Below are 15617 nucleotides of genomic sequence, written 5' to 3'. Positions count from 1 at the left end.
CGCCATCAGAGATGTGTATAAGAGACAGGAACTGGGTCGCGCCGGACCGGTTTCCGTTCTCGATCGCGTCGGTATCGATCGTGCCGTTCTCGATAGCCTTCGCGGTCGGCATGATTTCGGGGAGGTTCTTCCGGCGAGCGTCCAGTTTGTTCAGCGCGACGACGACGACCCCGGTGAGGACAACCGAGAGCGGAAGCAAGACAAGCGCCGACGTGAGTCCGGCGGCGTACAACAACAGCGCAAACACCGTGACGCCGGCCGCGGTCATCGCGAACGGAATCTGCGTGGACACGTGATCGATGTGGTCCGAGCCGGCGAAGATCGATGACATGACGGTCGTATCGCTGATCGGCGAGACGTGGTCGCCCCAGATCGCACCGCCGAACAGCACGCCCATCAGCACCGGCAGGATCGACACGCCGACGAGTTCGTAACCGAGCGGGATCGCGAGCGGCGTCAGGATCGCCATCGTCCCCCAGGAGGTTCCCGTCGTAAACGCGATGAACATCGCGGCGACGAAGATGAGCAGCGGCAGGAACGAACCGGGCACGCCGCTGTCGACCATGACATCGACGATGAACTCGGCGGTGCCGACCTGTTCGGCGGCGTGGCCGATACTCCAGGCGAGCACGATGATCGCCGCCGCGATCATCATCGTCTTGAAGCCGCTGATGATGGTGTCGCCCGCCTCGTCGAGGTCCATCGTCCGGAAGCCGACGGCACCGAGCATGCCGACCGCCATGAACGCGAACGACCCGTAGAGCAGGCCGAGTGCGACATCGGTCTCCTGGAACGCGGTCGCGATGTCGACGCCGGGCTGGTGGCCGCCGCCGAGCCACCACATCGAGACGAGTCCGACGACCAGCAGCGTTAGAATCGGCGCGAAGAAGTTAACCAGCGTCGGGTTCTTCTCGCTCGGCTCGCCGACGTCGGTTTCGATGTCCGAGAGCGGGGTCGCGCCGTCCCGCTTGGTCTTTTTCTCCTTGCGCGACCGCCATTCGGCGTCCAGCATCGGGCCGTAGAACCGCTGGGTGATCGAGATGAAGCCGACCATGAAGAACGCGAGAAAGCAATAGATGTTCCACGGAATGCTCTGCAGGAAGAGCCCGAAGGCGGTGAGACCGACTTCTTCGGCCGTGAACTCGGCGGCCTCGAAGCCGACGATGATCATCGACACCTGGTAGCCGATCCAGTTCGAAACGGGGCCGAAGGTCGTCACCGGAGAGGTGGTCGAGTCGAGCACGTACGCGTGCATCTCGCGGGACGTGTGGTTCTCCTCGGAGAGTTCACGCGTCGCGTTTCCGGTGACGATCGTGCTCGTGTACGAATCGAAGAAAATGAAGATCCCGATGAGCCACGTCAGGATCTGCGAATCGCGGGCGGTGTTCACCCGGTGGCCGATCCAGTTCTGGAGCGCGATGATCCCGCCCGATTTGTGGATGAACGCGGCCCCTGCCCCCATGAACATGATCAGGATGAGGAATTTCGTATCGAACGGCGATCTGACCACTTCGACGATCCAGTCCATCGATAACGCTGTCGCGGCGATCGGGTTCCAGTCGGCGATCAGCAACGCGCCGGCCCAGACCCCGGCGAACAGCGACACCAGTACCTGCCGCGTGTACATCGCGAGTGCGATCGCGAGCAGCGGCGGTACCAGTGATAGCGCTCCGTACGGCAACGCCTCATATGACATACAGTCACAACCGAGATCGGCAATACTACTTTAACCTTTTGGAAATCGGCTGGAAAGCGGTCATCCGATTGATCGTGGGGTATCGCATCGAATATCTACGGGGATCGGGCCGAAATCGATGACACGCCCGATTCCACCGCTCAGACGAGTCCCTGCGAGTCGAGTTCGGTTTCGAACTCGGGGACGACTCGCCGGAGGATGTCGGGGAACTCTCGGTAGAGGTCGGCGTCTTCGATCCGGTAGGCCGGTCCGGAGACGGTAAAGCCGCCGATGATGTTTCCGGACGAGTCTTCGGCAACGACGCCGGCGACGCGCTTTCCGGGGATCGATTCCTGGTCGTTAATCGCGTAGCCTCGCTCCCGAATCCGCGCGAGTTCGTCGTCGAGCGCGGCTCGGGACGTGATCGTTTGCTCGGTGAGCTGGGGGAGTCCCCAGCGGTCGATGATCTGGTCGATGCGAGACGGTGAAAGGCGGGCGAGAATCGCCTTTCCGATCGCCGTCGCGTGCATGTATTCGTAGTTGTTGAGTCGCGAACTCGGGGTCGCTGAGCTGTCGACCGAGTCGAACAGCGTGACGATGCGGCCGTTTTCTTCGATGCCGAAATCGGATTCCTCGTTCGACTGCTCTGCGAGTTCGATCACGTACTTTCCGGCGAGTTCGTAGATCTTGCTGCGATTTCGGACGTACATCCCGAAATGATAGAACCGGCCGCCGAGTCGGTACGTATCGCCGTTCGCGACGACGTAGCCGTGTTTGCCGAGCGTATAGAGGTGTTTGTACACTGTACTCTCTGAGAGATCGAGCGTCGCCGCCAACTCCGCGGGCGTCGCCCCGTCTCGCTCTTGAATCGTTTCGATTACTGCCAGCGACGTTTCGGTCGTCGTCAGCAATTGACTGTCGGTCATTGGTCGTCGTTCTTCCGCCGACCAAATAAATCTACGTATCATAGAACGCTTGCCGGGCCGCCGTCCGATCGAGGGGCGTGGTTTCTGAGGGAGGTTTTACCGGAGCCAGTCCGTTTACGGGGCGCTCAGGTCGGAAACGTCGTCGACTGAGGCGTTAGTAGTCGGGACTGGCGTCTATCGCGGGACCGATCGTTCGTGGTGCCAGTAATATCAGTAATATCGCGCTCGCAGAAGCACTTGCGGAACTATTTCCGAATCGGAACGAATCCAGTAGTGGCCGTAACTCATCTCGTTCGGTTGCTACCAGATAGTTTCATGATATATAGAACGAACGTCGATCACGATCGAAGGGCGATCGACAACCTATTTACAACTGTACATTCGTAATGAATTGTGATATCCGTGACGCGTTCCCGTCTCCGCGCTCGAACTCGTTCGACAGCGTCGAACTGCTGTGATAGTTATATTATCGCGGGTATGATTGACACCCGCATGGGATCGACAGAACGAAAGCAGATCAAGTCAACGCGCACCGCGTTCACGATCATCGAACGGGTTTCGTCGACCGACGGTGCGACCGTCTCTGAACTCGCGGAGACGCTCGGCCGCTCCAAGAGTACGGTTCACGCTCACCTCCAGACGCTCACCGAATGGGATACCTGTTCCGGATCGATGACGAGTATCACGTCGGCCTGCCGTTTCTGACGCTCGGTGGCGCAGCCCGAAGCACCGATCGCTACCAGAACCTCTACCGGGCGGCGAAGGCGGAAATCGACGACATCGTCGATCAAACCGGTTAGCGCGCCCAGGTCGTCGTCGAGTACCAGGGTGAGGGAATCTACTTCTACCAATCGCGCGGTCACCGATACGTCCAGACGGACTCACAACTCGGGACGAGCGTGTCGCTTCACTCCACGGCGGTCGGGAAAACTATCCTCTCGGTCCTCTCCGACGACCGCGTCGAGGAGATTCTGTCGAACAGCGAGCTACGGCCGCGAACGGAACACACCGTCGTCGACCGAGATGAACTCCGTGAGCGCATCGAGGCGATCGAATCGGGGGACTTCGAACGGGCGCGACGTATCCGTCCTTACGAGAACCTGCGGGCGGAATCCGGCCCGAACAATCCGTTTGCGGCCGCCAACAACGTGCCCGCGGTCAAGTACGGCGTGGACCTCGCCGGCCTCGTCGTCGGCCCGGTTCGGGAACCGCTCGTCGATCTCTCCGACTCGGACAAGGAGCGGGCCGAAACATACTACACGCAGATCGTCGACAGCGGGGACTCGTAAGATGACTGTGAACTCGTCCGAGTCCGTTCGGACCGACGCTGGCGCTCTCGAGACGTTCACTGCGCGGACGCTGGAAGCGGCCGGGCTCTCCGCATCCCACGCTGACACGGTCGCCGAGACGCTCATCGACGCGAATCTTCGCGGCATCGACACGCACGGCGTCGACGAACCGCCGTGGCAATCCGTCGAGGACGGTGTCTAGTGCGAGCGTCGACCGATCGATCCCAGTACGCGCGAGTGCTCGCTGCTACCGGACGTAATCGTCAGCGCCGGATCCCTGGTGCCGCGCCGTCGACGCGAGCACCGCTGTCGAGATCGGTTGCGACTCGGCGGAAGCTATTTGGTCCGATACGAGGACGAGTTCACCGTAGATGACACCACCCACTCCCGCGACCACGGCCGACCTGCCGATGCGGGTCGGCGTGCGGACGCGGACGCTCGCGGACGACCGGCTCGCGTACTGCAAACAGATCGGCGTCGACGACGTTTTCGTCGACCACCGACTGCCCCGCGGCGACATCTTCACCGACGAGGGCTCGGACGACGAGACGACGATCACGATCGACGAGGGCGTCGTCCCGTCGGTCTCCGAACTCGTCGAGGCGCGCGAGCGAGCCGCCGAACACGGCCTTCGGTTCATGGGCATCCAGTCGCTGAACTACAACGTCTACGGGAAGATCATGCTCGGCAAGGCGGGGCGGGACGCCCAACTCGAGACGATTACTGAACTCGTTCGGAACCTCGGCGAGGCCGACGTGCCGATCCTCGGCTACCAGTGGAACCCGCGGGGCGTCGTGCCGATGCGAACGTCCGAGTCGACGCCCGTTCGCGGCGGTGCGGCCTCGAGCGAGTTCGACATCGAGGCGCTCGACGATCCGTACGAACCCGTCGAGAGCCTCGACCGGGCGTACACCGAGGCCGAACTCTGGGAGAACTACGAACGATTCCTTGAGGAAGTCCTCCCGGTAGCCGAGGAGGCCGGGGTCACGATGGCGTTACATCCGGCCGACCCGCCGACGGTCGAACAGCTCGGCGGGATTCCGCGGCTCTTTCGTGACGTGTCGGCGTTCGAGCGCGCGATGGACGCCGTTCCGAGCGACAATCACGGCCTGAAGCTGTGTTTGGGCTGTTTTTCGGAGATGCCCGACACCGATGTCGAGGCGGTCGTCCGAACCTTCGGCGAGCGCGACGACATCGTCTTCGTCCACTTCCGCGATGTCATCGGGACCTGGCCGTCGTTCAAAGAGACGTTCCTGGACGACGAACACAGTAATTACGACGAGCGATCGGTCATGCGGACGCTCCACGATGTCGGCTTCCAGGGCGTGGTCGTTCCCGACCACGTTCCCGATATGGTCGGCGACACCGACTGGGGCCACCGGGGCCGCGCACAGGCGGTCGGCTATCTCAACGGTCTCAATCGAAGCATCCGGTCCGGGTGATCGAATCGCGGAACCGCGAACGCAGAATCGCGGAATCGCGGTTCGACGGCGCTTCGATGAGCGCCGGTCCTCAGACGATCTGGTTTTCGAACTCGTCGATCTCGTCGCGCACGTACCGGTCGTAATTCGACGCGAAGATGTCCGCACAGCGATCGAGATAGTTCGGCGTCGATCCGTCCACTTCGGCATCGTCATGATCCTCGCGCTGATGGTCGGCACGCTCACCCCGCCGTTCGGCGCACTCCTGTTCGTCCTCGAGAAAGTGACCGACGCTTCCCTCGAACAGGTCATCCGGTCCGTGGTCCCGTTTTACATCCCAATCTGCTGGCGCTCGTCATCCTGCTCTTCGTTCCCGAACTCGTCACGTACGTTCCCCATACCGTGATGGGGTAGCGGTCTCCGGTATTTTTCGCTCGTATTCCACCGTTTCGGATACACTGTCTCCCTCCAGACGCTGTTGAGGTAACCACAACGAGACCGCCGTCTCGCTACCGGCCCAATCCCCGACGGGAACGATCGGCCGATCGGGACGAAACGACTTTCATCACCGTTGTCGTATTCGATGATCAATGGTCAAAACCGCAATTCAGCTGTACACGCTCCGCGAACTCGACGAATCGCTTCCGTCGGTGTTGCGTCGCGTCGGCGAAACGAGCTTTGACGGCGTCGAGTTCGCCGGCGCGGACGACCCCATACCGGAAACGGCCACAGTCCTTGCGGACACCGGCCTGACCGCCGCCGGAGTCCACGTCGACATCGAGTCGCTCGAGGACGATCTCGACGCCGTCGTCTCGGATGCCGCTGCGCTCGGGACCGAACGGCTCACCGTGCCGTATCTGGCCGTGGAACACTTCTCGACGACGGACGCGGTTCGAGAGACCGGAACCCGACTCGAAACGCTCGCTACCCGGCTCGAGATGCGGGGCTTCGAACTCGGCTACCACAATCACGATCACGAGTTCATCGCGGTCGAGAGGCAGGGTCGCTCGGATGACGGTCGAAGCGCCTTCGAGCGCTTGATCGAGGGCACCGACGAGTCGCTCTCGATTGAACTCGACGTGGGGTGGGCGGTCGCCGCGGGATACGATCCGGTCGCGTTGCTCGAGCAACTCGAGGGGCGCGTGCCGCTCGTTCATATCAAGGACGTCGCCGACGGACGGCCGGTCGAACTCGGCGAGGGGGAGGTCGACCTCGAAGCGTGCGTGACGGCCGCCCGCGATGCCGGCGTCGAGTGGCTGATCTACGAGCACGACGAGCCTGCGGATCCCGTCGCCTCGCTCGAACGCGGTGCGGAGGTGCTCGAGTCGCTGCGTCCCTGATACGGTCTGCCGTGCCGATTTCCCGGCACGATCCGGACAGTCGCGGGTGCGCCGGAACTGGCTGACGGCTGCCGTATGGGTCGTCGCTGGGCCGAGGTTGCCACCGGGTCCGACCGCCCCGTGCCTCGTGAACCGGATGGAAACGCAGGAGCCGTTGTGGCCCGGCTCAGGGGGAGAGCGAAAGCGTCTTCGACCCGGTCGTGGAATTGCCGTCATCCAGGTAGTAGTCGATCGTCAACGCGACCGTTTCACCGACCATGTCGACGGCGGAACCGTCGTTTTCGAACTGGTAGAGATACAGTTCGCCCGTCGATCCCGGCGAGAACACGGCCCACCGGCGGTCGCTGTCGTCGTGCCCGTCGTTTCGCAGGTCGATCGAGCCGGGAAGCGAGAGGCCGTTGTTGATATCGGCGGCGCTGTCCTGGATGTCGGCGTCGACGTACAGTTCGCTTAGCCACTTTCCTTCCTCCATCGAGTGATCCGAGAGTTCGTCGATGGCCGCGTTCGCCGGCTCGATCGTCACGTCGGTGATGTTCAGTTTCGAGTCGAAGTTGTTCGTGACGCTGAGTTGCAGTCCGGATCGTTTGTCGTGTGAGTCGACCGATGCGTCGACCGCGGTCACGTCATCGTTGTACTCGAAGTCTGGTGTTCCACCACCGCCGCCGCCGTTCCCGGTACGCGGCGCGCCGATGTCCGCGGCCGGTTCCTCGGGACCGAACGCGTTGTTCGATTCGTACATGTTCGTCCACGACGAGACGCCCGTCTGGGTGTACGCGTACTGATCGCCGCCGGTGGTTCCGGCCGGCGGTTTCTCCTTGTATTGGAACCAGTTGTTGTCGATATCGCACCGATCGTCGGGCGCTTCCCGTATCTTGATGTACTCCTGCGGGCCGCCATCGCGATACTCGTCCGGTTCGCCCTCCACTTCGTTCGTGTACCGGAAGGTGTTGTGGTGGATGGAAATCGTACTCCCTGCCACGTCGCGGTCGCCGTGATTTGTCGCCCAGTTGTGCATATCGAAGGCGTGACTTACCGTCCGGTCGTCGACGATGTTGTACCGGGCCTCGTAGCCGTTTTCCGGGTTTCCGAACCCGTCGATACAGTGACGATTAAGATCGAAGTAACAGTACTCGATCAGGTGCTGGTCGCCGTTCAGCAGGTCCACGCCGTATCCGAGGTGTTCCATCGCGTTCGTGTGGATCGAGCAGTGATGGACGTGCGTCCCGGTCGGGCAACTCGTGCCGCCGTTCGCGTTCGCGCCGAGACGAACCGCCCCGCTCGTCCACCCCCAGAGGTGACAGTTGTCGATTTCGACGGTCCTGCTCGATTCGGTGTTGTACACGAAGATTCCGGCGGACTCTTTCTCGGTGTATCCCGGTTCGTCCGGATCTTCCGGCGGATCGAAGTAACCGCCGGGGAACGGGCCGCGAAGCTGTATCCCCGTGACGCGAACGCCGGTCTCGTAGGAACTCCGGAACAGCGATTCGCCGTTCATGCCGCTATCGACGTGCAAGAGCGCCCCCTGTGAGCCGTCGATTCCGCGCCCGCTCGCCAGGGTCACGCCCGAGGGAATTTCGATGTTCGATTCCCCCGTCATATCGATCGTCGCACCGCTGTCGACCCAGACCACATCGCCTGCACCCGCGTTCTGCAACGCGGTTTTCAGTCCGGAACCGGTGCTGACCGTCGTCGTCGCATCGCTTTCGGTAACATCATTGGAGTACGCCGCCCCACCGCCGATTTCCGAGTCGGCTGGCGATGGATCGGCAGTCGAAACCGCACCAGCAGACCCGGTATCGGTATACTCGTCTACCGCTGCGAGCGTCCCGACACCAACGGTCGCAACGGCACCCAGGCGGAGGTATCCACGCCGCGAGACGGTACTTCGGGTTGACTTCTCAGGATGGCGGTCTTTCGATGCCATGGCTGATCGCAATACAATCTCGAACTTCACAGTTTCCGTTCCATTGAAAGTAAAATATTTACGTGGTTTATATATTTTGTATAGCGGACACAACGGTGAGAATATGGCCATTCGTTTCGCCTCTCGTATACTGTGAACACCGAAGTCACTTGCCATCCCGGACCGAGACCGTTTTCGACAACCGGTATCTACTCCGAGGCAGAGACGAGTTCACGCCGCTGCTCTCGAAGCAATCGCCCGGACAGACGAATTGTCACACCGGAGCGACGACCGACACACGAAGCGCGCGGTCATCGATGGCTGAACTCGTACTGGAGAAGGAGGACGAACGTCGCGAGCGATCCGTCGGTTGAACGCTTCTCCCAATAATAGTACTACCAGAGATATGAATATGAAAATGACAATTTTGTTGTTATCGCGACGGATACGAGCGAATCCACCGCACTTATCCACGTCAATCATCGAAGGACAGTATCGACATGACTTCGACGCAGGCAGCGGGTCGGACGGCCGAAACGCAGGTGATGGGTATTTTGAACGTCACGCCGGATTCGTTCTCCGATGGAGGCAGCTATACTGCGGTTTCGGACGCGATCGCATGCGCTCGAAAGATCGACGAAGCGGGAGCAGCCATCATCGACATCGGTGGGGAAAGTACCCGGCCGGGTGCTGATCCCGTGTCGGTCGATGAAGAACTCTCGCGCGTCGTTCCCGTCGTCGAGCGGATTGCCAACGATCCCGATATCGAGGCGACGATCTCCGTCGATACGTACAAACCGGCGGTCGCCGAGGCGGTCCTCGACGCTGGTGCCGACATCATCAACGACCAGAACGGACTCGATGATCCGGAGATGCGATCGCTCGTCGCGTCCCGGGAGTGTACGGCAATTCTCATGGATGCGGTCAATATCCCCGTCGAACCCGAGTTCACTCCAGCCGCCGCCGATATCGTTGCCTCGGTTTGCGAGCGGCTGGAGGAACGCGTTGAACGTGCTCGGAGCGCGGGTGTTGCCGACGATCAGCTCGTTCTCGATCCCGGTGTCGGGTTCGCGACGGGCCCGGGTGACGATCTCGAACTCATCGCTCGAACCGACGAGTTCAGCGCGCTCGGCCATCCGGTTCTCGTCGGTGCGTCACGCAAGTCGTTCACGAAAGCGATCGTCGATCAGCCGCCACAGGAGCGGGTTGCACCGAGTCTCGCTGCTCACCTCGTCGCTGCGAAACGCGGCGCGGATATCGTTCGCGTTCACGATGTCGCGGAAACGGTGTCCGCCCTTCGCACGGCGGAAGCATTGTGGGAGCATCGACCTCGCACTCGCTGAGCCGAGATGTTGTGTTTGAAACGCGGTAAATGGCCCAACCACTAACGAATCGTTCACTTCTTCACTTTTTCACTTCAGCCGAACTCGTCGGGGCTCGCCGGCACTCGGTTTCGGATCATCCGCACCTGTCGCCGTGTGCCGGTCGGATGCTGTTTCCACCGATTCTCACAGGAAAACAGGACGAATACCTCGGCCTGCGCCGCCTGTCGATCATCTTTTCTCTCTTTGCGCATCACGTTGCCGACTTTCCTATAAACTTTCCAATGGATACTTATGTATTGAACGGCTAATTAGGAGTACCAACATCCTATCATGGTTGCGATACAGGTCGAGAGCTTGTCCAAGACGTTCGGGGAGACGACTGCGGTCGACGACCTCTCCTTTCGCGTCGAGGACGGTGAACTGTTCGGGTTGCTCGGTCCGAACGGCGCAGGGAAGTCGACGCTCATCAACATGCTCGTTACCCTGCTTCGTCCGTCATCGGGGACCGCAACCGTCAACGGCCACGATATCATCGAAGAAACGGCGGCCGTTCGCAACAGTCTCGGGATCGTCTTTCAGGAACCGGCGCTGGACGAGGAGTTGACCGGTGCTGAGAACCTGACGTTCCACGCACAACTGTACGGACAGCACAAGGCCGACCGCGACGAGCGCATCGACGAGGTGTTTGAACTCGTCGGCCTGGAGGCGGAACGCGACGACCCCGTCGGGTCTTACTCCGGAGGGATGAAACGCCGTCTCGAAATCGGCCGCGGACTGTTACACGAACCGTCGGTACTCTTCCTCGACGAGCCGACGGTCGGACTCGACGCGCGGACGCGGAGAGACACGTGGGAGTACATCCAGCGAATGAACGACGAGGCAGGGGTTTCCATCGTCCTGACGTCCCACTACATCGAAGAGGCGGAACAGCTCTGTGACCGCGTCGCCATCGTCGATGACGGTGAAATCGCGGCCATCGATACGCCCGCTGCTCTCAAGGACTCGCTCGGCGGTGATGTCGTGATCTTGGAGGTCGACGGGTCACTGTCGTCGTTTTGCAGCCGATTGGACGCCTGTCCGTGGGTCATGAAGTACACCACCAGTCCAACCCAGGTGCGGATCACGGTAGAGCACGGCGAGACTCGCATCGCCGATCTCGTTCGACTGGCCGATGAGACCGGCGTTGCGATCGCGTCCGTCGATATTCACAAACCGAACCTCGAAACCGTCTTTCTTTCGCTGACCGGTGCAACGATTGCGGAACGCGAGTCGAACTCGTCCAGTGATGCGAACGATAGCGCTCTCGAGGGCACTCACCCCTCCACGACGGCCGATCGACGCGCGTCGACGACACCGGAGGACGACGAATGAACCTCATCGACCCGCGCAGCATTTACGCGCTCTGGCGACGCGATGTCACGCGGTTCTTACGGACGCCCTCTCGAATCATTGGGTCTATCTCGATGCCGCTTTTGTTCCTCGTCTTCTTGGGATTCGGCTTTAGCGATGCCGCTATTCCCGGGTTGCCGGCGGGTGTCGACTATCTCCAGTATCTCGTCCCCGGAATGGTTGGGTTTACGATGCTGTTTGGCTCGTCGTTCGCCGGGCTTTCGATCCTCTCCGATCAGGATGTCGGCTTCCTGAAGGAGATTCTGGTCGCCCCTGTGAGTCGCACGTCTATCGTTCTCGGACGGATCGCCGGTGGATCCACGACGGCTCTCGTGCAGGCGGTGCTCATTCTCGTCCTGTCGGTTCCGCTCGGATTTCGATTCGACAGTTTACTCTTGTTGCCGGTCGCGGCGGTTTTTCTCGTGCTCATCGCGGTGACGTTCGTCGGATTCGGGGTGGCGCTCGCTTCGCAGTTTAGCGATAGTGAGGGATTCGGGCTGATCATCCAGTTCGTCATCTTTCCACTCTTCTTCCTTTCGGGCGCGCTCTACCCGGTCGAGAGCCTTCCGGACCCGATTCGGATACTCGCGTTCATGAATCCGCTGACCTATGGTGTCGACGGACTGCGAGCGGTGTTAGTCGGCTCCGCAGCGTATCCGCTTTTCCTCGATTTCGGCGCACTCGTCGTTTCGTCGGTGCTGATGGTCGCCATCGGAACGTATCTCTTCGAACGCGTCGAAGCAGTCTGAGTTACGTCTTCGTATCCGTTCGGTGCTGCGTATCGCTCAACCGGCAGTCACGACCCGCTTACGACCCGACCTTCCGCCGGTATTCAGACCATAGTATCCACGCGTGTCGTTGTACGAGACCGTTTCGTCGTCCCACTGATAATCACTATCGAAAACGAAAACAATAGCTTTTAGGTATCAGCGTAGAGGACACGGGCGTGAGTCGTCTCGATACGCGCATTCTCCTCTGTGGCTTTCTCGTGATCGGGTTCACAATCGGCCCTACCGGCCTTACTGGAGCAACGATCGCCGGTCACGCAGACGCACAGACGGCCTCGATAGGACCTGCCTCGCAGGCACAGTTTGCACAGACCGAGGCCGACAGTGCGGATAACGACACTGTCCGCCACGAAAACCCCGACGAGTACAGGGAGTCCGGAAATCCGGCGCGACTCGAAACGTGGCTGATGGATCGGATGGTCGAAAACATCGACGAGAGCGCCGTCCAACTCGAGGACGGAAACTACGACCGCGCCGGCCGATACGTCGGAGACGACTACGATGCGTACCTCGATCAGTACCTCGACGTTGCCGCCCAAACGGAGGGCGAGGACCACGCCGAACTGTTCGAGGCCATACGCGAAGACCAAACTCGGGTAACCGATGCGGCACAACGGCATCAGGAGCTCAGAGACGAGTACGAACGAGCACGAGACGCCGGTGACGACGCTCGCGCTCGCGAGCTCGCACGTGAACTCGACAGCGTCGCAACCACTGTGACCGAGACGGGGACGCAGTTGCGCGACCAGTACGACGAACTCGAGGAGTCGACCGACGCGAACCTCTCGGAGTCAGAGCGCTCGATAGAGACGGTCACCGACGACATTCGATCGTCCCAGGAGACGATTCGGGAGGAACAATTCGTCGCAACCGGACTCTCGGTCGACGCCGACCGCGAGGAAATCTCGTTCCTCGAACCGCTTACCGGCACGGGGCGGTTGCGAACGGCCGAGGGAGAGCCCGTCGGAAACCGATCGATCGAACTCGAGATCGGAAACGGCTCCGTGCGGACCGAAACGGACGCCGATGGCGTGTTCGAGTTCGAATACCGGCCGACCGAGGAACCGCTGACGACCGAGGAGCTCGAAATCGAATACGCGCCGGCTAACGAATCGGTCTACCTCGGCAGTGAGACGAGCGTTCCGGTTTCGATCAGTCAGACGGAACCGAGCGTTACGGACCTCGAAACGCCGGACGAGGTCGCCTATAACGACAACGCGACCGTCTCCGGAACGCTCGTCGTCGACGACGTTCCCGTAGACAACGCGTCACTCGCGGTAACGCTCGGTGACGAGCGGATCGAAACCACCGAAACGACGAACGGGTCGTTCGATGTCGATGTTACCGTTCCGGCGGGAGTTCCCGCCGGCGAGCGCGAGTTCGGCGTTCGCGTCGCACACGAGGACCGCGCTCTCGCCGCCACGCCGTTGACGAATCAAGCGACCGTTCGCGAAACCGACAGTGAGCTTTCGGTGACGGCGACGCGAACGGCTGCCGACGGACGGACGGTCGACGTCAACGGAACGCTGGAGACAGGGGATGGCGAGGGCGTTTCCGGTGAGGCGGTGCGAGTCGACGTGGATGGGACGACGGTCGATACCGTCTCGACGGACGAGAACGGTGCGTTCGGTCTCACGGCGACGCTCCCGGAGGGAAGCGAGGACGTCGAGGTCGTTGCGACGTACGACGGCTCGGAATCGAACGTCGCGTCCGCGACCGCGAGAACGACGACGGGCTCGACGGCCGTCGCGAGACTGTGGGGGCAACTGCCGATGTGGGCGCGGATCGGCATCGGTATCGGGGTGCTCGCTACGCTCTGTGCCGTCGTCTGGTGGCGGCGATTCCGTCCTGCGGGTCCGGCGGATACCGCGGCACGAGAGCGCTCGGAGTCGGACGACGGGGCCGCACCCTCGATCGCCGATCGCTCGCGGATGGAGATCGCCCGTTCGCTGCTCGAACACGGTCGCGAGTGTCTCGCGGACGGCCGGCCCGAACAGGCCGTTGAAATGGGTTATGCAGCCGTTCGGCACGCCCTTTCCGGCCGCGAGACCGCGAGTTCAGCGCTGACTCACTGGGAGTTTTATCGGGACTGGCAGCGCGGGCGGGACGCGGCGTCCGTCGACGGCGAGGACGATGCGGCGCTCCTTCGCACCGTAATCGAACGCTACGAACGGACGACGTTCGGCGTGGCGGACGTGTCTCGCGAGGAGGCGGAGGTCGTCCTCGAATCGGCGACACGATTGTGCGAGATGGGATCGTCGCCGTCTACCGAATCCACACTGGCGGACGGGGACGCGTAGTCGTACTCGATTCTTACGATCGCCCGTACCGGGACTCGGTAGTGGTTCGCACCGGCTAACTTTCTCCATTGCCGGTTGTTGCTCGATACGAATGAGCGGAGTCGGTACGTTGTGGCGAATCCTTCCGCGCCCGATCCGCGAACTGCCGGCGGATCTGGTCGGAACCTGTATGACCGTCGTCGCGACCACCCTCGCGGTGTTTCTCCCGATACTCGAGGAGACGCCGGTCAGAGTTCCGCTGGGGCTTGCGTTCGTGCTGTTCGTGCCCGGGTACGCGCTGGTGTCGGCGTTGTTTCCTCGCGGACGCGGCGCTCGGCGATCCGGGCCTAGGTCCGGGTCCGGGATTGAATCCGAGTCCGAGGATGACGGCGAGGAACCGCGTCCGGATGACTCGCTCCTGTCGTGGCCACTGTCGCTGGAGGCCTCGCTTACCGGCGGTGAACGCTGCGTCCTCGCGCTCGCGCTGAGCGTGTCGGTCGTGCCGCTGGTCGGACTGGTCTTGTACTTCGGCTTGGGAACGGTGGCCGCCCAACCGCTCGTCGGTGCGCTCAGTGCGATTACGCTCGCCGCGACGCTTATCGGGGCCAAGCGACGGCACGCGCTCCCTCCAGCCGAGCGTTTTCAGCCCCCCGTCGAACGGTGGATCACCGCTGTTCGCGCCCCGGTATCCGCCGCGGAATCCCGGCCCGCCGCGGCGATTCACATTTCAGTCGCGATCGTTCTCCTTCTGGCCGTAAGCAGCATCGGGTACGCCGTCGTGGGTCCCCAAACGGGCGAGCAGTTCTCGGAAGTCTCCATCCTCACGGAGACGAACGACGGCGAACTCGTCGCCGGTAACTATCCGACGTCGTTCGATGATGGAGAGAGCCACGAACTCGTATTCACCGTCGAGAACCGGGAGCGACGGACCGTCGGCTACACCGTGGTCGTCGTCGAACAGGCCGTCGAGAACGACTCGGTCGTCGAACAGCGCGAACTGAAGCGGTTCGAAACGGAACTCGAACACGGGCGGACGTGGAATCACGCTCACGACGTACAGCCGTCCGTGTCCGGGGAAACCGTTCGTCTCGCCTGGCTCGTCTATCTCGACGGAGACGTTCCCGAATCGCCATCGCTCGAGAACGCGGACTACTCGACGCACCGGTGGGTCGAGGTGTCGGCTCCGGCGGAACCCGAGGAAGGGGACGGAGGGGGAACGGAAGCGGATGAGGGCAGGTAGCGTAGCGGTTCGGTCGGCGATCGGCGCGGTATTCGGCGGCTG

At 61.7% G+C, this 15617-nt stretch carries 17 protein-coding genes (1 of these 17 only partly in view); 13 read left to right on the top strand and 4 right to left on the bottom strand.

Going from position 1 to position 15617, the window contains the following annotated elements; genetic code table 11:
- Window positions 1–1696, bottom strand: the 5' portion of a protein-coding gene (locus tag C480_RS21350; RefSeq protein ID WP_006667745.1) for a Na+/H+ antiporter NhaC family protein. 95 nt of this gene lie to the left of the window's left edge; only the first 1696 of its 1791 coding nucleotides appear in the window; it begins with the start codon at window positions 1694–1696; its stop codon lies beyond the left edge, outside the window.
- A 140-nt stretch (window positions 1697–1836) separates the two neighbouring features.
- Window positions 1837–2601, bottom strand: a complete 765-nt coding sequence (locus C480_RS21345; protein WP_006667744.1) for an IclR family transcriptional regulator — start codon at window positions 2599–2601, stop codon at window positions 1837–1839.
- 492 nt (window positions 2602–3093) lie between these two features.
- On the opposite strand from C480_RS21345, the gene C480_RS24430 reads away from it, so the two are divergent.
- From C480_RS24430 to C480_RS21320, 7 genes are all read left to right on the top strand, one after another.
- The gene (locus C480_RS24430) at window positions 3094–3306 is read left to right on the top strand and encodes a helix-turn-helix domain-containing protein (RefSeq protein ID WP_006667743.1); all 213 of its coding nucleotides are present in this window, start codon (window positions 3094–3096) and stop codon (window positions 3304–3306) included.
- Window positions 3252–3401 carry a hypothetical protein gene (locus C480_RS24425; protein WP_241433908.1) on the top strand — a complete coding sequence of 50 codons (150 nt, stop codon included), beginning with the start codon at window positions 3252–3254 and terminating at the stop codon, window positions 3399–3401. The genes C480_RS24430 and C480_RS24425 overlap by 55 nt, the downstream gene beginning before the upstream one ends.
- Before the next feature lie 36 nt (window positions 3402–3437).
- Window positions 3438–3890, top strand: a complete 453-nt coding sequence (locus tag C480_RS24420; protein WP_444993614.1) for an IclR family transcriptional regulator domain-containing protein — start codon at window positions 3438–3440, stop codon at window positions 3888–3890.
- Between the two features lies 1 nt (window position 3891).
- Window positions 3892–4092: an Ldh family oxidoreductase gene (locus C480_RS21335; RefSeq protein WP_006667741.1), complete on the top strand. Its 201-nt coding sequence runs from the start codon at window positions 3892–3894 to the stop codon at window positions 4090–4092.
- A 208-nt stretch (window positions 4093–4300) separates the two neighbouring features.
- Window positions 4301–5332 (top strand): mannonate dehydratase, encoded by a 1032-nt coding sequence (locus C480_RS21330; protein ID WP_006667740.1) that lies wholly within the window; start codon window positions 4301–4303, stop codon window positions 5330–5332.
- Window positions 5333–5525: 193 nt separating this feature from the next.
- Entirely contained in the window at window positions 5526–5717 is a 192-nt protein-coding gene (locus C480_RS21325) for a TRAP transporter large permease subunit (protein WP_006667739.1), read from the top strand.
- A gap of 184 nt (window positions 5718–5901) precedes the next feature.
- Entirely contained in the window at window positions 5902–6651 is a 750-nt protein-coding gene (locus C480_RS21320; protein WP_006667738.1) for a sugar phosphate isomerase/epimerase family protein, read from the top strand.
- 166 nt (window positions 6652–6817) lie between these two features.
- On the opposite strand, the gene C480_RS21315 is transcribed toward C480_RS21320, so the two are convergent.
- Window positions 6818–8575 carry a hypothetical protein gene (locus C480_RS21315; RefSeq protein ID WP_006667737.1) on the bottom strand — a complete coding sequence of 586 codons (1758 nt, stop codon included), beginning with the start codon at window positions 8573–8575 and terminating at the stop codon, window positions 6818–6820.
- A gap of 149 nt (window positions 8576–8724) precedes the next feature.
- On the opposite strand from C480_RS21315, the gene C480_RS21310 reads away from it, so the two are divergent.
- Window positions 8725–8928, top strand: coding sequence for a hypothetical protein (locus C480_RS21310; RefSeq protein WP_006667736.1), 204 nt, complete (start codon window positions 8725–8727; stop codon window positions 8926–8928).
- 126 nt (window positions 8929–9054) lie between these two features.
- On the top strand, window positions 9055–9897 hold the full coding sequence (folP, locus tag C480_RS21305) for a dihydropteroate synthase (protein WP_006667735.1): 843 nt from the start codon (window positions 9055–9057) through the stop codon (window positions 9895–9897).
- A 74-nt stretch (window positions 9898–9971) separates the two neighbouring features.
- On the opposite strand, the gene C480_RS23610 is transcribed toward folP, so the two are convergent.
- Window positions 9972–10130, bottom strand: a complete 159-nt coding sequence (locus C480_RS23610) for a hypothetical protein (RefSeq protein ID WP_161607042.1) — start codon at window positions 10128–10130, stop codon at window positions 9972–9974.
- A gap of 79 nt (window positions 10131–10209) precedes the next feature.
- On the opposite strand from C480_RS23610, the gene C480_RS21300 reads away from it, so the two are divergent.
- The 4 genes from C480_RS21300 to C480_RS21285 all read left to right on the top strand — a co-directional run bounded on the left by C480_RS21300 (window position 10210) and on the right by C480_RS21285 (window position 15575).
- Window positions 10210–11250 (top strand): daunorubicin resistance protein DrrA family ABC transporter ATP-binding protein, encoded by a 1041-nt coding sequence (locus C480_RS21300; RefSeq protein ID WP_006667734.1) that lies wholly within the window; start codon window positions 10210–10212, stop codon window positions 11248–11250.
- The gene (locus C480_RS21295) at window positions 11247–12017 is read left to right on the top strand and encodes an ABC transporter permease (RefSeq protein ID WP_006667733.1); all 771 of its coding nucleotides are present in this window, start codon (window positions 11247–11249) and stop codon (window positions 12015–12017) included. Before C480_RS21300 ends, C480_RS21295 begins: the two co-directional genes overlap by 4 nt.
- 197 nt (window positions 12018–12214) lie before the next feature.
- Complete coding sequence (locus C480_RS21290) at window positions 12215–14356, top strand: COG1361 family protein (protein ID WP_006667732.1); 2142 nt, start codon at window positions 12215–12217, stop codon at window positions 14354–14356.
- A gap of 91 nt (window positions 14357–14447) precedes the next feature.
- On the top strand, window positions 14448–15575 hold the full coding sequence (locus C480_RS21285; RefSeq protein WP_006667731.1) for a DUF1616 domain-containing protein: 1128 nt from the start codon (window positions 14448–14450) through the stop codon (window positions 15573–15575).
- Window positions 15576–15617 lie beyond the last annotated feature (42 nt).

This window comes from Natrialba aegyptia DSM 13077, from assembly GCF_000337535.1.
GTDB classification, from domain to species: Archaea; Halobacteriota; Halobacteria; order Halobacteriales; family Natrialbaceae; genus Natrialba; species Natrialba aegyptia.
Note: the sequence above shows the minus strand (reverse complement) of the source record. Positions and strands in the feature narration are given on the sequence as shown.